Annotated in this window: 22 protein-coding genes; 12 read left to right on the top strand and 10 right to left on the bottom strand. The window is 62.6% G+C overall.

The features are described 5' to 3' along the window. Positions 1 to 21: 21 nt before the first annotated feature. The 3 genes from T5B8_RS02395 (at position 22) to T5B8_RS02385 (ending at position 2637) form a co-directional block, all read left to right on the top strand. Positions 22 to 684, top strand: coding sequence for a cysteine hydrolase family protein (locus T5B8_RS02395; RefSeq protein WP_353175913.1), 663 nt, complete (start codon positions 22 to 24; stop codon positions 682 to 684). Next, a complete protein-coding gene (locus T5B8_RS02390; protein WP_353175911.1) occupies positions 684 to 1142 on the top strand; it encodes a MarR family winged helix-turn-helix transcriptional regulator in 459 nt (152 codons plus the stop codon). The genes T5B8_RS02395 and T5B8_RS02390 overlap by 1 nt, the downstream gene beginning before the upstream one ends. Positions 1143 to 1260: 118 nt before the next feature. Continuing rightward, positions 1261 to 2637 carry an NAD-dependent succinate-semialdehyde dehydrogenase gene (locus T5B8_RS02385; protein WP_353175910.1) on the top strand — a complete coding sequence of 459 codons (1377 nt, stop codon included), beginning with the start codon at positions 1261 to 1263 and terminating at the stop codon, positions 2635 to 2637. 887 nt (positions 2638 to 3524) lie between these two features. Here the strand turns inward: T5B8_RS02385 and T5B8_RS02380 are convergent. After that, positions 3525 to 4463, bottom strand: a complete 939-nt coding sequence (locus tag T5B8_RS02380; RefSeq protein ID WP_353175908.1) for an AraC family transcriptional regulator — start codon at positions 4461 to 4463, stop codon at positions 3525 to 3527. Positions 4464 to 4633: 170 nt separating this feature from the next. Here T5B8_RS02380 and T5B8_RS02375 point away from each other — a divergent pair, with 170 nt between their 5' ends. Next, a complete protein-coding gene (locus tag T5B8_RS02375; protein ID WP_353175906.1) occupies positions 4634 to 5425 on the top strand; it encodes an MOSC domain-containing protein in 792 nt (263 codons plus the stop codon). On the opposite strand, the gene T5B8_RS02370 is transcribed toward T5B8_RS02375, so the two are convergent. Further along, the gene (locus tag T5B8_RS02370; protein ID WP_353175905.1) at positions 5426 to 6391 is read right to left on the bottom strand and encodes a LysR family transcriptional regulator; all 966 of its coding nucleotides are present in this window, start codon (positions 6389 to 6391) and stop codon (positions 5426 to 5428) included. It abuts the gene before it with no gap. Positions 6392 to 6493: 102 nt separating this feature from the next. Here T5B8_RS02370 and ilvD point away from each other — a divergent pair, with 102 nt between their 5' ends. Beyond that, positions 6494 to 8341 carry a dihydroxy-acid dehydratase gene (gene ilvD, locus T5B8_RS02365; RefSeq protein ID WP_353175903.1) on the top strand — a complete coding sequence of 616 codons (1848 nt, stop codon included), beginning with the start codon at positions 6494 to 6496 and terminating at the stop codon, positions 8339 to 8341. A gap of 49 nt (positions 8342 to 8390) precedes the next feature. Here ilvD and T5B8_RS02360 read toward each other — a convergent pair whose 3' ends face one another. Together T5B8_RS02360 and T5B8_RS02355 are read right to left on the bottom strand one after the other, a co-directional pair. After that, positions 8391 to 8618 (bottom strand): hypothetical protein, encoded by a 228-nt coding sequence (locus T5B8_RS02360; protein ID WP_353175901.1) that lies wholly within the window; start codon positions 8616 to 8618, stop codon positions 8391 to 8393. Positions 8619 to 8714: 96 nt separating this feature from the next. After that, positions 8715 to 9155, bottom strand: coding sequence for a potassium channel family protein (locus T5B8_RS02355; RefSeq protein WP_353175899.1), 441 nt, complete (start codon positions 9153 to 9155; stop codon positions 8715 to 8717). Positions 9156 to 9370: 215 nt separating this feature from the next. Here T5B8_RS02355 and T5B8_RS02350 point away from each other — a divergent pair, with 215 nt between their 5' ends. Then, complete coding sequence (locus T5B8_RS02350; protein WP_353175897.1) at positions 9371 to 10408, top strand: hypothetical protein; 1038 nt, start codon at positions 9371 to 9373, stop codon at positions 10406 to 10408. Between the two features lie 138 nt (positions 10409 to 10546). Here T5B8_RS02350 and T5B8_RS02345 read toward each other — a convergent pair whose 3' ends face one another. Then, positions 10547 to 11326 (bottom strand): enoyl-CoA hydratase-related protein, encoded by a 780-nt coding sequence (locus T5B8_RS02345; protein ID WP_353175896.1) that lies wholly within the window; start codon positions 11324 to 11326, stop codon positions 10547 to 10549. A gap of 197 nt (positions 11327 to 11523) precedes the next feature. Between T5B8_RS02345 and queE the strand changes: the two genes are divergently transcribed. From queE to T5B8_RS02330, 3 genes are all read left to right on the top strand, one after another. Then, entirely contained in the window at positions 11524 to 12165 is a 642-nt protein-coding gene (gene queE, locus T5B8_RS02340; protein WP_353175894.1) for a 7-carboxy-7-deazaguanine synthase, read from the top strand. A gap of 161 nt (positions 12166 to 12326) precedes the next feature. After that, positions 12327 to 12857 carry a 6-carboxytetrahydropterin synthase gene (locus tag T5B8_RS02335; protein WP_353175892.1) on the top strand — a complete coding sequence of 177 codons (531 nt, stop codon included), beginning with the start codon at positions 12327 to 12329 and terminating at the stop codon, positions 12855 to 12857. Between the two features lie 234 nt (positions 12858 to 13091). Further along, positions 13092 to 14219, top strand: coding sequence for a GGDEF domain-containing protein (locus T5B8_RS02330; protein WP_353175890.1), 1128 nt, complete (start codon positions 13092 to 13094; stop codon positions 14217 to 14219). A gap of 69 nt (positions 14220 to 14288) precedes the next feature. On the opposite strand, the gene T5B8_RS02325 is transcribed toward T5B8_RS02330, so the two are convergent. Next, the gene (locus T5B8_RS02325; protein ID WP_353175889.1) at positions 14289 to 15740 is read right to left on the bottom strand and encodes an MFS transporter; all 1452 of its coding nucleotides are present in this window, start codon (positions 15738 to 15740) and stop codon (positions 14289 to 14291) included. 259 nt (positions 15741 to 15999) lie between these two features. Here T5B8_RS02325 and T5B8_RS02320 point away from each other — a divergent pair, with 259 nt between their 5' ends. Beyond that, positions 16000 to 17160 carry a baeRF3 domain-containing protein gene (locus tag T5B8_RS02320; RefSeq protein WP_353175887.1) on the top strand — a complete coding sequence of 387 codons (1161 nt, stop codon included), beginning with the start codon at positions 16000 to 16002 and terminating at the stop codon, positions 17158 to 17160. 201 nt (positions 17161 to 17361) lie between these two features. Here T5B8_RS02320 and T5B8_RS02315 read toward each other — a convergent pair whose 3' ends face one another. Further along, positions 17362 to 18273, bottom strand: coding sequence for a DMT family transporter (locus T5B8_RS02315; protein ID WP_353175885.1), 912 nt, complete (start codon positions 18271 to 18273; stop codon positions 17362 to 17364). Next, a complete protein-coding gene (locus T5B8_RS02310; RefSeq protein ID WP_353175884.1) occupies positions 18266 to 18940 on the bottom strand; it encodes an NAD(P)-dependent oxidoreductase in 675 nt (224 codons plus the stop codon). Before T5B8_RS02310 ends, T5B8_RS02315 begins: the two co-directional genes overlap by 8 nt. An 84-nt stretch (positions 18941 to 19024) precedes the next feature. Between T5B8_RS02310 and T5B8_RS02305 the strand changes: the two genes are divergently transcribed. Continuing rightward, entirely contained in the window at positions 19025 to 19516 is a 492-nt protein-coding gene (locus tag T5B8_RS02305; RefSeq protein WP_353175882.1) for a MarR family winged helix-turn-helix transcriptional regulator, read from the top strand. Between the two features lie 60 nt (positions 19517 to 19576). On the opposite strand, the gene T5B8_RS02300 is transcribed toward T5B8_RS02305, so the two are convergent. Then, a complete protein-coding gene (locus T5B8_RS02300; RefSeq protein ID WP_353175880.1) occupies positions 19577 to 20272 on the bottom strand; it encodes a TSCPD domain-containing protein in 696 nt (231 codons plus the stop codon). A 30-nt stretch (positions 20273 to 20302) separates the two neighbouring features. Next, complete coding sequence (locus T5B8_RS02295; protein WP_353175879.1) at positions 20303 to 22447, bottom strand: adenosylcobalamin-dependent ribonucleoside-diphosphate reductase; 2145 nt, start codon at positions 22445 to 22447, stop codon at positions 20303 to 20305. Positions 22448 to 22740: 293 nt separating this feature from the next. Between T5B8_RS02295 and T5B8_RS02290 the strand changes: the two genes are divergently transcribed. Next, positions 22741 to 22944 carry a DUF2795 domain-containing protein gene (locus tag T5B8_RS02290; RefSeq protein WP_353175878.1) on the top strand — a complete coding sequence of 68 codons (204 nt, stop codon included), beginning with the start codon at positions 22741 to 22743 and terminating at the stop codon, positions 22942 to 22944. Positions 22945 to 23010: the final 66 nt, after the last annotated feature.

Genomic DNA, 23010 nt, shown 5'->3' with positions numbered 1-23010 from the left:
ATGGTGCAACCCAGAGCCATCATGAGCGAAGCGCGAATCCCGGTTAAACCGCCGATCGAGCGGGCAGCGATCGTATTTATCGAGTTCCAGGGTGAATGGCTCGATACGGATGCGCCGCTGCGGCGCAATCTCGTACGCGATCAAGATGCCTTCGCGCAGGCCATTGCCGCGGCGGCGCGGCTGATCGAGTCAGCGCGAGCTGCGAAACAGCCGATCGTGCATGCCGGTCTCGATATGACCGACGATCCGCATTACCTGCTGTTCGGCCGGGACCAGGCCGGTTTGCGTGGCGCTATTGCCCGGGCCGGCACGTGGACCGGCGCACGTAGCGCGTTTCGCCCGCCATTCGTGCCGGGCGATCGGGCGCGCGAGTTCGTCTCCAAGGGGCGCTCCGGCGCCAGTGTGCTCAAGAACGCCACGCTGGATGCGTATTTACGCAACAACGATATCCGAACGGTCTATTTCTGTGGTTTCGCCACCCACGTCTGTGTCGAATCCAGCCTGCGCGAAGCGCACGATCTGGGCCTCGATGCCTGGATTGTGGCCGATTGTTGTGCCGCTTTTACCCAGGCGCAGCATCGGCATGTGCTCGAGCATGTCGTGCCGCATTTCGGGCGCGCGACCGACAGCGCTGAGCTCATGACAGCGATGCATGCCGCGGCCGGGGAAGGGGGCGCTGGCTAGTGTTTTTCCTCAAGGACTTGCCGTCACGGCAGATGATCGAGCGCTATACGGCGCAATACGATGTCGAGCCCGCGCGTATTGCAGCCGGTCTGGAAACCATGCGCCGCGCGAGCGTGATGATTCGCCGGCTGGAAGCCTATTTCGCCGAACACGGGCTGTCGCAGCTACGGTTTTTGTTCCTGGTGGTGATCGACCGCGAGCCCGATCACGCGACCCTGACCGTGGGCGAGATCACGCAGCGACTCGATGTCGCGGGGCCTGTGGTGGCCCGTACACTGCGCGCGTTGCTCGACGCGGGGCTCGTACACGCGCGAAAGGATGCCCGCGATGCGCGCACGAAGCATATCGGTCTGACTGCGGCGGGGCGTGCACGCCTGACCGCCGTATTGCCCGGCTATTTCGCGATCATCGATGCGCAGATGACCACGCCGCTCGACCCGGATTCTCCGTCGCCATAGCGCCCAGGTGGCCCGTACTTGCAGGATCGGGCAAACAATCGACAGCCTGCGATACGCGTGGGCTTGCGAATGCCACTATCCTCGGGGGTGTTCATTCATAGCCCTGTATGGAGGCTACGTGTCTAACACCGTTAAGACCATCAACCCCGCCACCGGCGCGGTGATCCGCGAATTCGATACGATCAGCGACGAGCAGCTCAACGACAAGATCGAAAAGACGCACGAGGCGTTTCTCGACTGGAAACAGCGTTCATTCGACGAGCGCGGCAAGCTGATCCGTAAGGTCGGAGAACTGCTGGTCGAGAACAGCGATCGCCTGTCCCAGCTGATCACCGAAGAAATGGGCAAGCCGATCAGCCAGGCCCCCGGCGAGCTCAAGCTCTGCAAGGGCATCTGCGACTACAGCGCCGACAACGCGGCGACGTTCCTCGCCGATGAAGAGCGCGATCTGCCGGGCGGACGTGCGTTGGTTACGCACCAGCCGATTGGCGTGATCTTCGGCATCCAGCCGTGGAACTTCCCGTTCTATCAGGTCGTGCGCTACACCATTGCCAACCTGATGGCCGGCAACACCGTGCTGCTAAAGCATGCGCCCAACGTCTGGGGCTGTGCCGAGGCGCTGGAAGACATCTTCCGCCAGGCCGGCGTGCCGGAGAACGTGTTCAACGTGCTCTATATCCAGGAAGACCAGGCCAGCCAGGTCACGGAGCATCCGCGCGTACGCGGCGTGACCTTTACCGGCAGCGCGGCCACCGGTCGCAAGATCGCGGCCGACGCCGGCAAGTACCTCAAGAAGACCGTGCTGGAACTGGGCAGCAACGACGCGTTTCTGGTGCTCGAGGATGCCGATATCGACAAGGCCGTGGATGCCTGTGTGACCGGTCGTATCAACAACAACGGCCAGACCTGTGTCGCCGCCAAGCGCTTCGTGGTCGTGGATGCGGTCTACGAGCAGTTCCGCGATGCCTATCTCGCCAAGATGAAGCAGATCGAGTTCGGCGACCCGAGCGACAAGAACACCCAGCTCGGCCCGATCGCGCGTGAAGACCTGCGCGACAACCTGCATGCCCAGGTCAAGGAATCGATCGAGAAGGGCGCGACCTGTCTCACCGGCGGTGAAGTCCCCGATCGCGAAGGCTATTTCTACCCGGTCACCGTGCTCGAAAACGTCACCCCCGGCATGCCGGCCTACGACGGCGAGCTGTTTGGCCCGGTCGCGTCGCTGATTCGTGCCAAGGACGAGGCGGATGCGATCCGTATCGCCAACGATTCGGTCTACGGTCTGGGCGGCGGCATCTTCTCGGAAGACGAGAAGCGTGCCGAGCTGCTGGCCCGGGATCATTTCGATACCGGCATGGTCAGCATCAACGGCTACTACATCGCCCAGCCGAACCTGCCCTTCGGCGGCGTCAAGGATAGTGGTTATGGCCGCGAACACGGCGGCTTCGGCATGCGTGAATTCGTCAACAGCAAATCGCTGATGATCGCGCAGTAACGCGCTTGCCCTAACGTCGTCGTCATGACGTCGTGAAAGCCTCCGGCATGTTTTGCCGGGGGCTTTTTTTATGCTCGTACGTCGGCAACGTGTTCGTAAAGACAGTCCGCGAATGAACGCGAATGAACGCAAATTAGGACGGTGGTAGGCCCCATGCGGTGGTAGAAATGACCGCAAACCGCGCTCAAAGCGGGTTAAAACACCACGGCCGCGGGCGATCATCATTTATTGGCGTTCATTCGCGTTTATTTGCGGACGGACCGCTTGTTTCAGCCGTGTCAATTGGCCAGGCCAAGGCCGTAAGTCAATAGCGAACTGCCGGCGCGGCCGGTTTTAGCGGGGCGGGCGAATTGCGCCCGCGGGCTGCGTTCTCAAAGACAGTCCGCGAATGAACGCGAATGAACGCAAATCAAACGGGGTAGTGGGTGTGCTCGGGTAGAACGGGCTGCGAGCACAACGCAAAGTCGGTCACAAAACGGGCCGGCTTTTACCATCCATTGGCGTTCATTCGCGTTTATTTGCGGATAGATCCATCGTTTCAGCCGTGTCAGTTGGCTGTTCGCCAGGGGGTAAGCACACGGGGAGTGGGCGTCGTCGCCGGTGTTGCCGGGCGGGCGAATTGCGCCCGCGGGCTGCGTTCTCAAAGGCAGTCCGCGAATGAACGCGAATGAACGCAAATCAAACGGGGTAGTGGGTGTGCTCGGGTAGAACGGGCTGCGAGCACAACGCAAAGTCGGCGACAAAAACGGTCCGGCTTTCACCATCCATTGGCGTTCATCCGAGTTCATTTGCGGATATATCTTGTCTTTCAGGCAAACGTTAATGCCGTCGAATCCGAATGCGATGACGTGAGCCAGCACGTGCCCCATATGCCGATGGGCCGCGGTTCAGGCCGGGTCGGTCAGCGCCAGGGTGCCGGTATGGGCCTGGCGTGCGCGGTCGTGGGTCGGGGCGACGCCGAAGTAGCGTTTGTACTCGCGCGAGAATTGGGAGGCACTTTCATAGCCCACCGCATGGGCCGCACCCGCGACGTTTTCGACCTGGCTGGCCAGCAGATCGCGGGCGGCGAGCAGGCGGATGCGTTTCTGGTACTGCAACGGCGATAACCGCGTCACCCGCTTGAAATGATGGTGAAAACTGGACACGCTCATATGCACGCCCGCCGCCAGATCGGCCACCGAGAGCGACTTCGCGTAGTCGGTGTGCAGCTGGTTGATCGCGGTGCCGATACGCGCATAGGCACCGCGCTCGTGAATCAGGCGCCGCAACAGATGCCCCTGGGGGCCGCGCAGCGCTTCGAAGATCACTTCGCGTACCCGCATGCCATAGAGCGCCCGTGCACACAGCTCGTCGTCCAGACACTCAAGCAGGCGCGCCAGCGCATCGGTCATTCGCTCATCCAGGGCGACCGCGGCCATGGGCAGCGACTCGGTATCGGCCGGGTCGGCTGCCGGCCAGACCGCGTTCGGCATCGAGGTGACGAGTTCGTCGAGTACCGCTGCATCGATACGCAATGCCGCGCCCAGTACCGGCTTGTCGGGCGCGCCCCGCGTTTCGCATTCGAAGGGTACGGGCATGGCCTGCACCAGATAATGCCCGGCGCCGTAATCGATGACCCGGTCTTCCAGATGCGCGGTCTTTTCCCCCTGTGCCACGAACACCAGCGACGGCTCGTAGACCTCGGGCTGGCGCACGCTATGCCCGGCATAGCCGAGCAGGGTCAGCCCATCCAGCGCGGTCGGGGTGAAGCCGTCGTCACGCACATGCGCGGCGATACGGGCAGCCAGGTTGGTAAAGGCGTCGTGCGGCGACGGGCGACGGGACATGACGACCACGGCTGTTTATCTACGGCAAAGCAATGGCGTAATTATGCCTGTATTCAACCGCGTGGCGCGGCGCGTGTCGGCCGGGCGCGGTTGAATGGCGTGTGGCTTGCTCTATGATTTACGCGCAGGAATGCGGCTCGGTCGAACGATCGCGCCATTGGAGAAACGCAGTGCCCACGCTTGCCGGAATCTATCGTTACGCGATCAAGTCGAGCGCGGCCGAGGCGCTCGCGAGCGCCCATGTTCAGCTGGAAGGGCTGCGCCACGACCGGCGCTTCATGGTGGTCAAGCCCGATGGCAGCTTCGTGACCGCGCGCCGCTATCCGGTGCTGCAGACGGTGACCGCCCGCTTCGACGGTGCCCGGTTGACGGTATTGCACGATGATCATGTCGCGCTTGCCGAAGCGTGCGCCGACTTCGACTACCAATCGTTCGCGACCCGGGTCTGGGCCGACGATTTCTCGGCCTGGACCACCACCCAGCGTCTGGACGCCTGGTTCAGCCGTGTCCTGGGCGAACCGGTGCATCTGCTGTGGCTCGGCGAGCAGTCGCCGCGTTATCGCGACAAGATCGATACGCGGGTGAGTTTCGCCGATGGCTACCCGTTGCTGCTTACCAGCGAAGCGTCGCTGGCGGATCTGAACGCACGAACGGACGGTACGCATGTAATGGCCCAGTTTCGGCCCAATCTGGTGGTGGCCGATACGGCGGCCTTTGCCGAGGACACCTGGCAGCGTATTCGTATCGGCCCGGTGACCTTCCGGGTGGATGCGCCCTGTGCACGCTGTGTGATGATCACCGTCGATCCCGCGCGCGGGCAGCGACGTAGCGACGGCGAGCCCATGCAAACCCTGCTGCGTTATCGCAAGGGCGACGATAATCAGGTCTATTTCGGCCAGAACCTCGTAGCCGAAAATGAAGGCGCCATTAGTACTGGGGATACGGTCGAAATCCTCGCCTGACTACACGTTGCCTGCCGTTTTTTCGTCCAGATCCGTCCAGCCGCCGGCCGGTGGGCGCTGTTCGCCGGCGATAGCGGCCACGACATCCAACAGATTGGCCAGCATCGGACTGCTGTCTTCACGGCGCCAGACCAGCCCGGTTTCCAGTTCCGGCGCGCGGCTTTGCAGCGGCAGGTAACGCGTACCGGTACGTGCCAGGTGGCGTAACGAGGCCGGCACCAGGGCAATGCCCATGCCGGCCGATACCAGACTGATGATGGTCTGCATCTGAATCGCCTGCTGGGCGATCGTCGGCTGGCCGCCGCAGGCGCGCACATAATTGGTGACGCGGTCGTAGAACGACGGCGCGACATGGCGCGGGAACAGGATCAGGGGAGACTCGACTACGGCCGCGGGCGATAGTCGGCCGTCGACGGGCACCAGCCGGCCGCTTTCGATCCACTGCGCGGGTACCGCCGCGATCAGCGGTTCCGATAACAGCTGTCGATAGGCCAGGGCATCGGGTAGCGGCGTGTGCAGCGGCGCAATGATGATGCCCGCATGACAGGCGTTATCCAGCAATGCGGCAGTCTGTATGTCGCTGGTCGCCTCGCTGAGCGTGAGTTCCACATCCGGATACAGCTGGCGAAAGCGCTGGACCAGACTGGGCAGCAGGCTGTAGTCGGCGGTGCTTACGAACGACAGTTTCAACTGCCCGGTTTCGCCGCGCTGGATACGGCGCGCGGTTTCGGCCAGGCCATCCAGGCGGCCAAGAGCGGCCCGGACCTCGGGCAACCATTGTTCGGCAAACGCGGTGAGGGCGACGCTGCGCTTGCTGCGGGTGAACAACTTCGCGCCCAGGCTGTTCTCCAGGGCCATGATCGACTGGCTCAAGGGCGGCTGGGTCATGTGCAAACGTTCGGCCGCACGGCCGAAATGTCGTGTCTCGGCCACGGCAACGAAATGTCTGAGCCGGCGAACGTCCATTACTTATATGCAATACGTCTTAATAAGAGCCGAATAATATATTTCAAAAGGCATTCAGCCGCGAATACGCTTGCTGGTTCTGACTTGCCGACCGAGATATGTATGCCGGCCTATCGCTCCCGTACCAGTACCCACGGCCGTAACATGGCCGGCGCCCGCGCGCTTTGGCGGGCGACCGGCATGGGCGACAACGATTTCGGCAAGCCGATCATCGCCATCGCCAACAGCTTTACCCAGTTCGTGCCCGGACATGTGCATCTCAAGGATCTTGGCCAACTCGTGGCCGAAGAGATCGCCGTCGCCGGCGGCGTGGCCAAGGAGTTCAATACCATCGCGGTGGATGACGGCATCGCCATGGGTCACAACGGCATGCTCTATTCGTTGCCTTCGCGCGAGTTGATCGCCGACAGCGTCGAATACATGGTCAACGCCCATTGCGCGGATGCGTTGGTGTGTATTTCCAACTGCGACAAGATCACCCCCGGCATGCTCATGGCGGCCATGCGGTTGAACATCCCCACGGTATTCGTCTCCGGCGGGCCGATGGAGGCCGGCAAGGCCGTGGTCAAGGGCAAGAGCCGGGCCTTCGACCTGGTCGATGCCATGGTCGTGGCGGCCGACGATCGCTATTCCGACGACGAAGTTGCCACCATCGAACGTTCGGCCTGTCCGACCTGTGGTTCCTGTTCGGGCATGTTCACGGCCAATTCCATGAACTGTCTGACCGAGGCACTCGGACTGGCATTGCCGGGCAACGGCTCGCTGCTGGCCACGCATAGCGATCGCGAACGACTGTTTCGCAATGCCGGCCAGACCGTGGTCGATCTTGCCAAACGCTATTACGAAGGCGACGACGAGCGCGTGCTGCCGCGTGCGATCGCCAGCCGGGCAGCGTTCGCGAATGCAATGAGCCTGGATATCGCCATGGGCGGCTCCACCAACACGGTGCTGCATCTGCTGGCTGCCGCCCGCGAGGGCGGGGTCGATTTCTGTCTCGACGATATCGATGCACTTTCGCGCCGGGTGCCCTGCCTGTGCAAGGTCGCCCCGGCCAAGGCCGACGTGCATATGGAAGACGTACATCGCGCCGGCGGCATCATGGCGATTCTCGGTGAGCTGGACCGTGCCGGGCTGCTGGATACGTCGTTGCCGACGATTCATTCATCAAGTCTGCGCGAAGCCCTGGCACGCTGGGATGTGATGCGCGACCCCGAAGCCGATGTGACCACGTTTTATCAGGCCGGGCCGGGCGGCGTGCCCACCCAGACCGCGTTTTCCCAGGCCGCGCGCTGGGAAACACTCGATACTGATCGCAAGACCGGCGTGATCCGATCGGCCGATACGCCGTTTTCCGCCGACGGCGGGCTGGCGGTGTTGTTCGGCAATCTCGCGCCCGAGGGCTGCATCGTCAAGACCGCCGGCGTGGCCGACTCGATGCTGGGCTTCACCGGTACGGCCCGTGTCTACGAAAGCCAGGACGCGGCCGTGGCCGGCATTCTGTGCAACGAAGTCGTCGCCGGCGAGGTGGTCATCGTGCGCTACGAAGGCCCCAAGGGCGGGCCGGGCATGCAGGAAATGCTGTATCCGACCAGTTATCTGAAATCGAAAGGGTTGGCTGAGTCCTGCGCGCTGGTGACCGACGGGCGTTTTTCGGGCGGCAGCTCAGGCCTGTCGATCGGCCATGTGTCGCCGGAAGCCGCTGAAGGCGGGCTCATCGGCCTGATCGAGACCGGCGATACGATCGTCATCGATATCCCCGGGCGCTCGATTGCGCTCGCGGTCGCGGATGCGGTGCTGGCCGAACGCCGGCGCGTCATGCAGGCACAAGGCAGCAACGCCTGGAAACCACGCAACCGTTTGCGCAAGGTCTCGCCGGCCTTGCAGGCCTATGCCGCGCTGACCACCAACGCGTCCAACGGCGCGGTACGCGATGTCGGCCAGCTGTCGTGAACGATATCCGCGCTGCTGCTGACGCGTGCGAGCGCGCGCCGACGTCGCATTAGCGCTGTTCGGCTTCGGGTGTTTCGTCCTTGCGTTCGTCGTGCACGACCGGATTCTGGCCCTTGTAGCCGCCGGCCTCGTCTTTTTTTACGGGCGACTGCACACGATAGCCTTCTTCATGGGCGGCATAACCGCCCGCGGCACCGGCACCCGCGGCCGCCAGTACACAGCCCTGCAGGCTCAGCGCCAGTCCAAGCGCGGCAATCGGAACAGCCAATCGATGCATGGCTCTACACCTCATCGTCTGAACAAACATGCGCTGAGTATGCGCCGCCGATATGAGTGATCGCTGAACGCGATCCCGCCGATCCCGGCGCGCTGTTCAGTGCTCGGGCGGGCCGCTGGCACGCCAGTAGCGCTGCATTTCCAGATACAGAAACGAGGCGGTCCAGGTAATCAGCATCAGTCCGGTCAGCGATTCGATACCGGTGAGATAACGCACCCCGTCCAGCGGATGGATGTCGCCAAAGCCCAGGGTCGTGAACGTGGTGAAGGAAAAATAGGCACAGTCGAGCAAGCTGCCATCGAACTGGCCTTCGAAGTGGCCGAACCCTCCGTGGGCGAGCATGCCGTAGTAAGCAAGCGCAAACAGCCACACTTCCACCGCGTGCGCACACAGCGAGCCGAACACGCCCAGCAGAATACGAAAACGATAGGCCAGCCCCAGACGGGGCAGCAGAAGGGTCATGCGGTAGAGGAATTCGTAATGAACGAATACCGCAAGCGTCACGACGACGATATTGATGAGGATGATGGTCGGCAAAGGCAGGTCCGAAAGAACGAATCGGCTCGGGTTATGGGTTCTAGCCTATTATCAAACGGGGCCAAATACAGTAGTTAGGCGCGACGGTTTTCGAGTCGGCCGCCCCTGCGGTGGCGGCAGGGCGTGTTTTGATGCGTGCGTGCCCCCGTGGGTGGCATATCAGCCATTCGGGGCTGATAACATCACCCACCCCGGCTTGAGCGATCTTGATGGCTATGGACACCGAAGCATTTGCAGGATCGAAAGCACAGGCTTTGCTCGACGCGCATGTGGCCTATATCACGGCGCGTTTGCAGGGCCCGGCGCTGGAAACGGAACTGCGCCGCCGTGTGGATTGGGTGCTGGCAGACGCCGCGCGCTTGCGCCTGGCCGATGTGGTCAGCGAGGCGTCGATCAAGCGCACTGCCATCGACTACGCCGCCGACATGAAGCTGGGCGGCGGTATTCCGGTACTGGTGGGCGAAATCGCTGCCGCGATCTATGCCCACCCGATCCACGAACAGACTAGGCTCGAAGAAGTACTGCCCGATCGCGAGTTCGAGGAATTGCTCGACAAGCTGCTGGAAATGCAGCGCCTGCGCGATGAGGTCATCCATCACTCGGTGGCCAATCCGGTATTCGCCAATCTGGTGGCCCAGTTGCTGTATTCAGGCTTGCGCGGCTATCTGAGCCAGGGCAAACGACTGGCATTTCGCGTGCCCGGCGCCCGATCTGCACTCAAGGTGACCCGTGCCGTGGTCGATCGCGCCTCGCCGCGCCTGGGCGCGGCCGTGGAAGCCGGTATCCGCGATTATGTGGATCGCAATACGCGCGCCGGCATGCAGGCCAGCGAAGCCTATCTGCACGAAGCATTCGAGTCCGAGGAATTGCGTCAGGCGGTGCTCGACTTCTGGGATGATCACAAGCACCGTACGGTCGCCTCGGTGGGTGAATTCGCCGGTCAGCTGGATATCGAAGAGCTGTTCGTCATTGGCTACGAGTACTGGCAGCGCCTGCGCCGTACGCGGGTCTATCGCGAATTGATCGAACACGGGGTCGAGGTCTTTTTCGACACCTATCGCGACACCACGCTCACCGAACTGCTCGACGATATCGGTGTGACCCGCGAGATGATCGTACGCGACGGCCTGCGGTTCGTACCGCAGGTGGTGGCGGCCCTGCAGGCCAAGGGCCTGCTCGAGCCCGCGCTGCGCCGCCATCTCGAGGGCTTCTATCGTTCCGAGGCGGTGGCCGAGATTTTGGATAACCGCTGACCTGTTCACCCCCTTGTTCACCCTGGGCTGCCGCCGGCGTCTTCGGCGCTCGCGCGAGCTAGTAGAACGCGCAGGTGTGCCTATTCAAACGGGTCCACGAGCGCGGGCCAGGTATGAATAGGGCAGCGCTTGTTTCGCTCAGCCCCAGCGCTCGCGGTCGTGTTCGATGAGTTCACGATCCATGAAATGACCGATCATCACCTGGGTTGCATGCGCATAGGCCTGCTCCAGCGGCATTTCCAGTTGTCGGTAGAGGGTGCGCTTGCCGTCGGCGACGTTGCTGCCGTGGCGCGCGGCGAGCTTCGTGGCAAACGATCGTACGAAGTCGTGTAATTCGGCCTGGGGCAGTACGCGGTTGACCAGGCCGGTTTCGCGCGCCCATTGGGCATCGTAGGTGTCACCCGAGAGCAGCATCTCCATGACGTCCTTGCGCGCCACGTTGCGTGCCACGGCCACCGCCGGCGTGGTGCAAAAACCCTTGTTGTTGATCCCCGGCAGGCAGAACGTCGCCGTATCGGCGGCGTAGGCGAGATCGCACGCGGCGACCAGTTGCAGACCGCCCGCGGTGGCAATGCCTTCGACCATGGCGATGGTGGGCTTGGGCGAATGCGTGAGCGCCTGCATCATCTCGCCGCAGCGCGAGAACAGACGCTTGAGGTAGCCGCGCCCGGCATCGCCGTCGTCGCGGTGATGGGCGATTTCCTTGAGGTCGTGCCCGGCACAGAAGATTTTGCCCGGCCCATGGATCACGATGGCGCCCACCTCGGGGTTGTCGGCAGCGTGGGTGATCGCCGAATGCAGCGCGTCGATCATGGCCAGTGACAGCGGATGCGCCGGTGCGGCACCGAGGGTCAGGGTGAGTACACCCGCATCGAGGGTTGTCTCGATCAGATGCGTTTCAGCGGCACTTGAATCCATGGCAGGCACCTTGTCGTTATGAATCGGCCCAAATTATCACGCCAGTCGGGTTGTCGAGGCCACGGCCCGCGCCCGGCCGCGTAGAATCACACGGCCCGGCGTGGCAGGCGCACTGCCGGCTTATCGTTTAGAAAGGCGCGAACCGCCACGCCGTGCCGAGCACGCGCCGCACCAGCCGATCGGAAAACGAATACCTCATGAGTTACGCGGTCAAGGAAATGTTTCTCACCCTGCAGGGCGAGGGCGCTCAGACCGGGCGCGCGGCACTGTTCTGTCGTTTTAGTGGCTGCAATCTCTGGACTGGGCGCGAAAAGGATCGGCACCGGGCGATCTGCCAATTCTGCGATACCGATTTCGTGGGCACGGATGGAATCGGCGGGGCGCGCTTCGAAAACGCGGCCGAGCTTGCCGAGCGTGCACGCGATCTCTGGCACGAAACCGCGAACAACGGTGGCACCCCGTATATCGTGTGTACCGGCGGCGAGCCCTTGTTACAGCTCGATGCGACGCTGATCGCGGCCTTGCACGATGCGGGTTTCGAAATCGCGGTCGAAACCAATGGCACGATCCAGGCCCCGGCGGGCATCGACTGGATATGTGTCAGCCCGAAGGCCGGCAGTACCCTGGTTCAGACGCACGGCAACGAACTGAAACTGGTCTGGCCGCAGCCGGCCTTTGCGCTCGAGCAGTTCGAAGCACTCGAGTTCGAGCGCTTCTACCTCCAGCCCATGGACGGGCCGGCCTACGAGGCGAATGTGGCGCTGTGTATCGAAACCGCGCTGAGCCATCCGCAATGGCGGCTTTCGTTACAGACCCACAAGATGATCGGTATCGCCTGAGTCGGGCAGCGTAGCGCGAGGCGGCTTAGCGACGGGGTCTAGCGCTGTGTGGGTTAGGCGCTCGGTTCGGCGAACAGGCGCGCTTGCGTAGAATAGACAGGCCTGTTCGCGCCGTGTGCAGCTGTGCTGCGCAGCCCCAACCGTCAAACCCGGGAGGCTCTTTGACCGCCGCTTTTCGTATTCGCCGTCAGATCGGCATCGACGCGGGCCATCGCATACGCCTGCACGGTAGCAAGTGCCGGCATCTGCATGGTCATCGTTACACGATCGAAGCGGTCTGCGAGGCCGAGCAGCTCGCCGCGACGGGCGAGCAGGCCGGCATGGTGCTCGATTTCGCCTTTCTCAAGGACGAGATGATGCGCGAGATCGATAGCCCCTGCGATCATGGCTTTATCGCCGAACTGGCCGACGTGGAACTGTTGGCCCTGTTCACGCCGCCCGACCAGGACCGCGCCGGATTCACGCAGGCTCTGAAAGAATCGGTGGTATCGAACGGCTTTGCCAGTACCACGCAAACCGCGCTCGGTAGCAAGCTGTATGTGATCGACGTGCCGCCTACGGCAGAAAATCTCGCACGCCACTGGTTCGAACGGCTTGCACCGCGGGTTGCCGCGCGTAGTGAGGGGCGCGCCCGCCTGACCCGAATGGTCGTATGGGAGACACCCAACTGCGCCGCGGAATGGCCGGTCTAGCGTCTGAGCAACACCACGCCCGTTACAGGTGGCCGACCGCTAATACCTGAGGCGGCGTTGGCAATGGCTGCAAAAGAATCGGAACACGCCGCCGCTAAACACTAAGGATGCCGGTGGGGCTCGATGGCCGATAGCGCCTGACGCTGCGCCTCGCTAAAGTATGCCCGGGCCGTGTGCCGCTCCTGGCGCGTCGATCTTTCGTAACTGCCGACTCGAGAAAAGGACCGAGTTTTCGTGAATGACGCTAACAGGGATATCGGCCAACGCCTGATCCGCCGCTGGCACTGGCTGCTGGAAGGCGACGCGGAATCTCCGGAACAGTGCATGAACCGCAGCTTTCTGTTCTGCGCGGCGCTGGGTTGTTTTGCCGGCGGGCTGCTCAATTATCTGGGCGGGCTGACCGACATGTTTTATATCGTGTTGGTAGCGATCATCGGCTCGGCGCTGCTCGCGATCTGGGCGTATCTTCGCCGCGGTCATTACATGCGTCATTCCGCAATGGTGGGGGCGTGTCTGGTAATCATCGGCCTGATACCGCTGAACTGGATCTACAATCAGGGGCTCGATGGGCCGAGTCTGCTGTTGTTCATGTTGGTCGCCGGTTACGCCTTTGGCGTGCTACTCGTGCCCCCCTGGCAGCGGCTGTTGATTGCGGCGCTGTTTCTTGTCGTGCCCTATGGCTTGATCTGGTCGCACTATCGCTGGCCGGACTGGATCGACCCGTATCCATCGCCGGCGGCGCATGCCATCGATGCCGCGATGACCTATACCATCTGTATCGTTTTGCTGTTGGTCATGGTCAGCGGTTTCTTTCGCCGCTTCGAAAGTGAACAACGTCTGATCAACGACTATGCCGAACGGCTGCGCGAAGCCGGCCTGCGCGACAGCCTGACCGGCCTGTTCAACCATGGCTCCTTCTATGCGCTGGTCGACGGCTACTGCCGCCAGGAGAATACGGCGCAGCCGGTGCGCGGTGCGTTGATTCTCTACGATCTGGACTATTTCAAGAACGTCAACGACAGCTACGGCCATGTCTACGGCGATACGACGCTGAAATTCTTTGCCCGGGTTCTGCGCGAGATCGTGGACGTACGTGGCGGCACCGCCGGTCGCTGCGGCGGTGAAGAGTTTGCCGTGTTCCTGCCCGAGGCGGGGCCGTCCGAGGTCGAAGAGGTCGACACCCTGCTGCGGGCTGCCTGCGAAGCGCAGCCGCTTGAACACGGCCCGGTACGCTTTTCCGGTGGCGTTGCCTTTCAGCCCGCTCGTACGATCGAAAGCTGGATGGAACGGGCCGACAACGCCTTGTATGCGGCCAAATGTCGGGGCCGTAACGCGACCGTTTATCGTACGCGCGCCGAGTGACTTTGCCTGTTCGCGCGACGCACCGGCGGCGAAATGCTTGAATTGACGCCCTGGCCGTAGCCCGGCCGATCAATCGTTTTCGACCGCCAGTGGCTGGCTGCGACCGAGCCCGACCAGCAGCACCATGGCCAGAAGCACCGCAATGCAGGCCACCAGAAAGGCGTCGGAAAACGCCGCCGTGGCCGCGCCGCCGTCGTAGAACGGATTCCACGCCGGCGCTGCACTTTGTTGGCGAGCCGACAAGACCGAGCCGAATACCGCGGCCCCGGTACCCGCGCCCATGAAGAAGAACAGCTGATAGATGCCGAAGCCCACGCCCGCGATGTCGGCTGACAAGGCCTTGGAAGCCGCATTGGCGGCCGGCGACGTAACCCCGGCATAACCGATACTGGCGATCACCAACGCGATCGATACCATCCAGGGCGAGGCGCCCACGGCGAATGACGACATGAACAGCACGCCCAGCAACAGCCAGCTCAGGCTGATGCCGAGCACCGTGCGCGGCCCGAATTTATCCGACAAACGGCCGATGGTCGGTGCGAGCAGGGCCACCGCGAACGCGCCCGGCGCCACGACGAGCCCGGTCTGAAACGCGGTCAGCCCGAGTTCGTTGATCAGCAGCAACGGGGTCAGAAACAGTCCGCCGCCGATGAATGCGCCCTGTGACAACAAGGCGATCACCGCGGCCGAGAGAAACTGCAGATTGGTGAACAGTGCCGGCGGCACGAAGGGATGGGCCGCCGTTCGGATACGCCAGGCGAACAGGCCGATCAGCGTTGCCGACACCGCCAGCGCGCCCCAGGCAGAGGGCGCGGTCAGCCCGGCATGATTGGCCGCGGTCACGCCGAACAGCAGGGCGGCCGCGCCGAGCGCGAGCAACAGCCCGCCCGGCAGATCCAGCCGTGCAAAACGATGGGGCTGGCGCTCGCGTTCGGCGTTCAGATCCGGCAGGAAACGCCAGGCCGCCACGAACAGCACAGCGATGACGCTCAGCGTGCCATAGAACAGTACGCGCCAGCCCAGTGCGCTCACGCCCAGACCGCCGATGAGCGGGCCGGTGGCCGCGCCCAGACCGATCGCCGACGACAACGTGCCGAACACCACGCCGCGCTTGCCGGGCGCAAACAGCCGTGCCACCGATCCAAACGCCAGCGACGGGATCGCCGCCGCGCCGGCTGCCTGGATGGCGCGCCCGGCGACCAGCCAGCCGAAGCTCGGCGCCAGCGCACAGGTCAACGAGCCGATGCCGAAAATCACCAGTGCGGATAGAAACGTCACCCGAAAGCTGTAGCTGTCGGATACGCGCCCGTATAGCGCAACGCCGGTCGCGAACACGATCGAGAACGCGGTAATCACCCAACCCGACAGACTGGGCGAGACATTCAGCCCGGTGCTGATGGTGGGAATCGCCACATTCACCATGCTGTTGTTGAGCACGCTGGTGAACGCGGCCAGCACCATCACCATCAGCAGGGGATTGGTCAGCGGCGACGCGGAGGCGGTATCGGAAAAGCGATTCATTCAATGGGTCGGGTCATGGGACGGCGCGTACTTTGCCATGAACAAGGCGGGCGCCGTGACGTGACCCGTGTATTCGGGGTTCGGCCCCGCAGGGCCGCGATCGACAGACCGGCGCATGACATGGACGCGCGAGTGCCGCGACCGCTTTTCGGCTACGTATTCGAAGTGAAAATGAACTATTGAAAAACGATTCGCTCACCAGCACCCACAATGGGTAACGCGAAAGAACTGAATAACGTCTGGAGACCGATCGATCATCATGACCGATTCCAAAGATAACGAAAACCCGGAAACCCACGCGCCGATGCTGCAGTGGCGTGATATCAATGCGCTCACGCTGGCCGACGAGTCGCCTTGCGTGACGATCTATGTGCCGACGACGCCGGTATCGAATTATCGAGAAGAAAATCGCATCCGCTACAAGGATCAGATCAAGAAGGTCGCCGAGGCGCTCGAACAGCGCGACATGGACAAGTACGAACGCGACGCGCTGATCGAAAAGCTCGAATCCGTGGGCGCCAACGAGGTGTTCTGGACGCACCAGCAGTACGGCCTGGTCGTGTTCGCCTCGTCCAAGCGTTTTACCGTACGTCGCATGATGACAAGCCCCGTCGAAGCACAGGGTATTGTCGCCGACTCGTTTCATCTGCGTCCCGCACTGCGCGCGGCGGCCAACTGGATGGACTACCAGATCCTGTGTGTCAGCGTTCAGGATGTCGCCCTCTACGACGCCAATCAGGATGCGATTGTCGAAGTGGACTTGCACAGCGACGTGCCGCGCGGCATGGGCGAGGCACTGGGCAAACCCGACACCTCGCCCAACCGCAAGGATTCCGAAAGCGCCGGTAGTAACAGCACCGACCTGAAGAACTACTTCAAGGAAGTCGACAAGGCGATTCGTGACTACCACGGCAAGACCATCCGTCCATTGGTACTGGCGGCGGTCGCCGAGCACCAGGGCTTGTATCGCGAGGTCAGCGAACACCCGAATCTGCTCGAAAACGGGCTGGATCACGATCCGTTCGAGGCGATTCGACAGAGCAACCTCGGTGAACAGGCCTGGCAGATCGCCGAACGTGCCACTCGCGACAACATCGAACAGCTTGTCGAGCGCTACAACGAACGCGCCGCCCACAAGGAAGGCGCCAGCGCGCTCGACGAGGTCGCGTACTCGGCAACCATCGGCCAGGTTGACACCCTGTTGATCGACGAAACCGCGCGTGTTGAAGGCACGGTGGACAGCAATGGCCGGGTCGAATACGGCGCGGCCGGCGATGGCCACACGGACGACGTGCTCGACAAGATCGCCGAGTTCGTGATCGCCAGCGACGGCGATGTGAAATTCGTGCCGGGCAACCTCATGCCGACCGACACGGGCGTGGCTGCCGTGCTGCGCTATGCAATGGAGCCTGAGGCATAAAAGGCGCTTGGCACAGCCGCCGGCCCAATCGGGCTGGCGGCCCGGGCGAAATGCGGTCATTGTCTTCAGTGACCGCTTTTTTATGGCCGGCACAAGCGCGATACGCAAGTGCTGACGCCACCTGCTAGCGCCGCAGCAAACCACAGCGCTACTAGCGCCCAGCTACGCGGATTAGGCCTGGCTCGCCATTGCGCGGGTGGGCTATGCGGGTCGGCTTTGTGCCCGCCGGGCTGCCAGGATGATCACCCCCGTCGCGATACCAACGACTGACGGGAGCATATACTGGGGCCGTGGCTCGCCGAGCAGAAAAATGGCCACGGGCACGGCAAAGATCGCGGCCACGCCACCCAACAGGCTCAGAAACACAGGCCCGCCACGGCGTTGCAGGATGAACAGCAGCAGAAACTGCGCGGCAAACAGCGCCGCCTGGGCGCAGAGCAACACCACGGTTTTCGTATCGAGCGCGATGGCGAGCTGAAAACGCGACTGGCCGCTGCCGGCCAGGCCGATCAACAGTACGGCGGCACCGGTCATCCCCGGCGTGAGTGCGACAGGGCTTGCCGCGGCGGGCCAGCGCAGGCTTCGATAGAGATTGCCGATGCTCAATAACACCGGCCCGAGTATCGGGAAGACGATCCAGAATGCGGGCATGTTCGGCGTGCCGAGTTGGCCCGCGGCGAGCCAGCCGGTGCCTGTCAACGCAGCCAGTACCGCGCTAAAACGCCAGGCATCAAAGCGCTCCATGCCCAGCGCCAGTGCGCCCAGATAGGTCAGCAGCGGCGGCAAGGACAGAATGAACGACACATAGGCCGCGCCGACCACGGGAATCGCACTAAAGAAGATCAGGTTCGGGCCCGCAGCCGATACCAGCCCGGCAATCAGGTAGTACTCAAGATGGCGTAGGCTGACTTTCGGCCGCTGACCATTGCGCACGGCATGGATCAGCAATACCAGCGTCGCGCCCGCCAGTGACCAGAAAACGAAACCTGCGGGCGCCACCCCGTGGTTGCCGGCAAGCTTGGCCAGCGTGGTGGTCATGCCCAGACAGATTGCTGCACCGATCAATACCAGGAGGGTGACCACACGGTTTGGAACAGCCTGTAGGTCAAGCATCGCGGTCGGCCGGTTGGTCGCCGTGTTCGACCTGCCCTACGGTGACAAAACGTCGTGACGTCTTGCCGGCCTCGACGAGATCCAGCATCGCGGCGGCGAAGTCGGCATAGCAAATACGCGATGCGCCGTCGCGGTCGGCGATGGCCACGTCGTTGCCGAAGGCGTAACGGCCGCTGCGCGCACCTGCAAACAAAAGCGGCGCCGGGCGCAGGCATAGCCAGTTCACATCCGGTGTTTCCATCAAAACGGTCTCGAGTTCCGCACAGGCGCGCGCGATCGGACGGACACTGTCCGGCAAAAAGCCGGGGGTGGAGATCACCGTGCCTGGGCTGTTCGTCGCCAGACGCAGATTGGCCGCGCCACCCACCACATAAACAGCGCGCCCGGTACGGCCTGCGATTGTCACAACGGTACGCGTCATGCTCACCAATGCGTGTTCGCGGCCGGGTGCGGGGCGCAGGGCGGTGATCAGAACATCGTGCTTTGTGGCGAGCGCGGCCGCGCGTTCCGGCTGGGTCTGTATGTCAAGGCACGTGTATGTTGCGCCGGACGGGCCGGTATCCGGCTTCGATCGCGCCACCCCGGTCACCTGGTGGCCACGATCACATGCTTCGGCCAGGATCGTGCGCCCAACGTGGCCGGTTGCGCCAAAAACCAGAATTCGCATTGGGGATGCCTTGTTCGATTAGTTTGACGTCAAGATATATACAAATAGCTTGATGTCAAGATAAATAGCCAATACGCTTTCAGGATGGATCAGGTGGATCGAATCCTAGAACAGTGGCGCCAGCAGCGGCCGGAGCTCGATGTCGCGCCGATGGGCACCATCGGGCGTATGAAGCGTCTGGGTATGCATTTGTCGCAGTCGATGGAACAGGTTTTTGGCGACTACGGCCTCAATAACGCGAGCTTCGACGTGCTGGCAACCCTGCGCCGCGCCGGGGCGCCCTTTGCGCTGAGCCCGTCGCAACTCATCGACTGGACGATGGTGACTTCGGGCACCATGACCCATCGCATCGACCGGCTGGAAGCGCGCGGCCTGGTCACCCGTGAGCGCGCCGTGCATGACGGCCGGGCCAGCGTTGTTCGCTTGACCGAGGCCGGCTTTGGACTGATCGATACCGTGGTATCCGCCCATGTGGCCAATCAGCACCAAGCCCTGGCGGCGCTGGATGACGAAGAGCGTGCTGAGCTCGACCGACTGCTCAGAAAATGGCTAGGCGGGTTCGAACACGGCGATTAACCCACGACCACATACCGTCACGCTCGGTAAATACGGCGGCGCCATTACGCCGCCGCGCGGTCAGCCACACTTGGAATCGCCGCAGTTCAGACAGGTCAGGCAGCCATCCATGAGCACCATGGCCTTGGTCTGACACTTGCCGCATAGCTGGGCGTTGTCGGGAAAGTCGGCCGCGCTGTCGTCGCAGTCGGGTGCGGTTGGCTTCTGCGGTTGCCGGGCTTCGATCTCGGCGCGCTTGGCCGCGATGAAGGCTTTCTGGTGTTCGTCCAGCGGGTCGGCTTCGAGCATGCCGATATGCTGGAGATGCTGTTCCAGAATATCGCCGATCTCGGCCACCAGCGATGGCATGAACTTGCCGCCTTTCTTGAAATAGCCGCCGCGCGGGTCGAACACGCTCTTGAGCTCTTCGACCAGGAAGGTGCAGTCGCCGCCTTTTCGGAACACGGCCGAGACGATACGGGTGAGTGCGACGATCCACTGAAAATGATCCATATTCTTCGAGTTGATGAACATCTCGAAGGGGCGGCGGCTTTCATGCTCCGTACCGGCATTGAGCACGACGTCGTTGATGGTCACGTACAGCGCGTGGTCGGATAGGGGGGTTTTTACCTTGTAGCTCTTGCCTTCAAGCCGGTCCGGGCGCTGCAACTGTTCGTGCATGTGCTCGATTTCGGGCGCGGCTGGCGCCTGTGCGGCGTTGTCTTCGGCGCGAGCGACGTTGTAGTCGACAATCTTGCGATCGATCTTGATAGCCATGATCTGGTTCTCTCGTAGTGGTGCGCCGGCTCAGAAGCGGCCGTAGTAGCCTTCCTTGAGGGCATCGAACAGGTTGGCGGCGGTATGGGTTTCGCCGTCGTATTCGATTTCGTCGCCGCCCTTGGCCTCGACTACCGAGCCGTCGTCGAGCACGAAGCGATAGGTGGTATTGGCCAGATCGCTTTCCTTGACCAAGACGCCCTGGAACGCCTCGGGGTTGAAGCGAAAGGTCGTACAGCCCTTCAAGCCCTGTTGATGGGCATAGCGATAGATGTCCTTGAAGTCGGCGTAGGGATAGTCGGTAGGCACGTTGGCCGTTTTCGAAATACTCGAATCGATCCATTTCTGCGCCGCTGCCTGCACGTCCACATGCTGCTTGGGCGTGATCTCGTCGGCGGTGATGAAGTAGTCCGGCAGGTCGGGGCTGTCCGGCTGGGCGTCGGCATCCACGAAACGCCGGTAGGCGAGCAGTTCCATGGAAAAGACGTCGACCTTTTCCTTGGATTTGCGGCCTTCGCGAATAACGTTGCGAAAGTAGTGATGGGCGAAACTCGGCTCGATGCCGTTGCTGGCATTGTTGGCCAGCGATAGCGAGATCGTGCCCGTGGGCGCGATCGAACTGTGGTGGGTAAAACGTGCGCCTAGTTCGGCCAGGCGTTCGATAAGCGCCGGATCTTCGGCGGCGATCTTTTGCATATAGCGGCTGTATTTCGCATGCAGCACGCGTGCCTTGATCGTGTCGCCCACAACGTAGCCGTCGGCCGCCATTTCCGGGCGGCGCTTGAGCATGGCCTCGGTGACGGTGAAGTCCTCGTCCATGATCGGCGCGGCGCCTTTCTCCTCGGCCAGCGCCAGGGCGCTGCGCCAGCCCTGCAAGGCCATCTCCCGGGCGACCCGCTCGGTGAATTCGAGTGAATCCGGCGCGCCGTATTTCATGCGCAGCATGGTCAGCGCCGAGCCCAGGCCCAGAAAGCCCATGCCGTGGCGGCGCTTGCGCTGGATCTCGTCGCGCTGGCGAGCCAGCGGCAGGCCGTTGATTTCGACCACGTTATCGAGCATGCGGGTGAATACATCCACGACCTGCGCGTATTCATCCCAGTCGAAATAGGCGCGCTCGGTGAACGGCTCGCGCACGAAGCGGGTCAGGTCGATCGAGCCCAGCAGGCAGGCGCCGTAGGGCGGCAGCGGTTGTTCGCCGCAAGGATTGGTGGCGCGGATTTCTTCGCAGAACCAGTTGTTGTTCAACTCGTTGACACGGTCGATGAGAATGAATCCCGGCTCGGCGTAGTCGTAGGTGGAGGTCATGATCATGTCCCACACGCGCCGCGCCTTGACCGTGCGATAGACCCGGCAGGCCACCAGGCCGTCGTCGCGCGTCACGTAGTTTTCGCGTACGGGCCATTCGCGCCAGATCACCTGCGCGGGATCATCCAGATCCATGTTGCTGCTCGCGGCTTCCTGGGCCAGCAGCGGGAACGATAGCGGCCAGTCGGCATCGTCTTCGACGGCTTGCATGAAGGCATCGGTGATCAACAGCGACAGATTGAACTGGCGTAGCCTGCCGGCTTCGCGTTTGGCACGAATGAAGTCGAGCACATCGGGATGACCGACATCGAAGGTCGCCATCTGGGCGCCGCGGCGACCGCCGGCAGACGATACCGTGAAACACATCCGGTCGTAGATATCCATGAACGACAAGGGCCCGGAGGTATAGGCACCCGCGCCGGACACATACGCGCCCTTGGGCCGCAGCGTGGAGAACTCGTAGCCAATGCCGCAGCCGGCCTTGAGCGTGAGCCCGGCTTCGTGGACCTTGCCGAGGATCGCATCCATGGAATCCGCGATGCTGCCCGATACCGTGCAGTTGATCGTGGAAGTCGCTGGCTTGTGTTGTGTGCCCCCCGCGTTGGAGATGATGCGCCCGGCCGGAATCGCGCCGTGGCGTAGCGCCCAAAGGAATTGTTCGTACCAGATCTGCTGTTTTTCCGGCGTGCTTTCGACATCCGCCAGGGCGCGTGCGACCCGCTGGCGGGTGGCATCGACATCCGTATCCAGCGCACCGCCGTCCTTGGCCCGCAGCCGGTACTTCTTATCCCAGATATCCAGCGAGGCAGGCTGGAGCGCCACCTGCGAATCGGTGTCGGACGTCGGGCGGGCGAGGGCGATATGGGTCATGCAAGTCTCCGGGAACCGCGGGCAGCCAAATATGGGCCGCAGCATCGGCGAATACGACATATAGTGTTTTGATCTGTATCAACGCCGATATGTTGGGTCTTAGGCAAGCGCCAGCGCGCTGGTGCGAAGCGATCCCGGCGCCCAGGCCCGCGCGAGTTGGCCGACGAGGTGTTTTAGAGGCAAGCGGTATGGCGCACGGGGTCTCGCCTATGGCGTGCCGCGGCGGGTTACAGTGCTGGCCGTGGCGCGCGGCGGCTGGCAAGGTGTCGCTGTTTATTCGACAGGAGTGCCTTATGGCCCGTCCCGATCATGCGAGCGCGGCAGAAATTCAGAAATACCTGAGCGGGATGGACTATCCCGCCACCAAGCAACAACTGGCCGACCACGCCGAACGGCAGGGCGCCACGCTGGGTGTGCGTACCGTCATCGATGCGTTACCCGACCAGGAATATGACGATGCCGCCGCGGTCAGCCGTGCGGTCGGCGCGGTCGAATAGACCCTCGACCGGGCAAGGTCCATGAAAAATCGGGTGACGACAGAGCGCGAATGCCAGGCCATGCCG

This window comes from Salinisphaera sp. T5B8, from assembly GCF_040361255.1.
GTDB lineage: Bacteria > Pseudomonadota > Gammaproteobacteria > Nevskiales > Salinisphaeraceae > Salinisphaera.
Note: the sequence above shows the minus strand (reverse complement) of the source record. Positions and strands in the feature narration are given on the sequence as shown.

What these genes read in the sequence shown, in the direction of transcription:
- T5B8_RS02295 (WP_353175879.1), bottom strand. Translation starts at nt 22,447, where the DNA reads ATGACCCATATCGCCCTCGCCCGCCCGACGTCCGACACCGATTCGCAG.
- ilvD (WP_353175903.1), top strand. Translation starts at nt 6,494, where the DNA reads ATGCCGGCCTATCGCTCCCGTACCAGTACCCACGGCCGTAACATGGCC.
- T5B8_RS02345 (WP_353175896.1), bottom strand. Translation starts at nt 11,326, where the DNA reads ATGGATTCAAGTGCCGCTGAAACGCATCTGATCGAGACAACCCTCGAT.
- T5B8_RS02315 (WP_353175885.1), bottom strand. Translation starts at nt 18,273, where the DNA reads ATGCTTGACCTACAGGCTGTTCCAAACCGTGTGGTCACCCTCCTGGTA.
- T5B8_RS02380 (WP_353175908.1), bottom strand. Translation starts at nt 4,463, where the DNA reads ATGTCCCGTCGCCCGTCGCCGCACGACGCCTTTACCAACCTGGCTGCC.
- T5B8_RS02290 (WP_353175878.1), top strand. Translation starts at nt 22,741, where the DNA reads ATGGCCCGTCCCGATCATGCGAGCGCGGCAGAAATTCAGAAATACCTG.
- T5B8_RS02325 (WP_353175889.1), bottom strand. Translation starts at nt 15,740, where the DNA reads ATGAATCGCTTTTCCGATACCGCCTCCGCGTCGCCGCTGACCAATCCC.
- queE (WP_353175894.1), top strand. Translation starts at nt 11,524, where the DNA reads ATGAGTTACGCGGTCAAGGAAATGTTTCTCACCCTGCAGGGCGAGGGC.
- T5B8_RS02350 (WP_353175897.1), top strand. Translation starts at nt 9,371, where the DNA reads ATGGACACCGAAGCATTTGCAGGATCGAAAGCACAGGCTTTGCTCGAC.
- T5B8_RS02310 (WP_353175884.1), bottom strand. Translation starts at nt 18,940, where the DNA reads ATGCGAATTCTGGTTTTTGGCGCAACCGGCCACGTTGGGCGCACGATC.
- T5B8_RS02370 (WP_353175905.1), bottom strand. Translation starts at nt 6,391, where the DNA reads ATGGACGTTCGCCGGCTCAGACATTTCGTTGCCGTGGCCGAGACACGA.
- T5B8_RS02360 (WP_353175901.1), bottom strand. Translation starts at nt 8,618, where the DNA reads ATGCATCGATTGGCTGTTCCGATTGCCGCGCTTGGACTGGCGCTGAGC.
- T5B8_RS02305 (WP_353175882.1), top strand. Translation starts at nt 19,025, where the DNA reads ATGGATCAGGTGGATCGAATCCTAGAACAGTGGCGCCAGCAGCGGCCG.
- T5B8_RS02300 (WP_353175880.1), bottom strand. Translation starts at nt 20,272, where the DNA reads ATGGCTATCAAGATCGATCGCAAGATTGTCGACTACAACGTCGCTCGC.
- T5B8_RS02320 (WP_353175887.1), top strand. Translation starts at nt 16,000, where the DNA reads ATGACCGATTCCAAAGATAACGAAAACCCGGAAACCCACGCGCCGATG.
- T5B8_RS02395 (WP_353175913.1), top strand. Translation starts at nt 22, where the DNA reads ATGAGCGAAGCGCGAATCCCGGTTAAACCGCCGATCGAGCGGGCAGCG.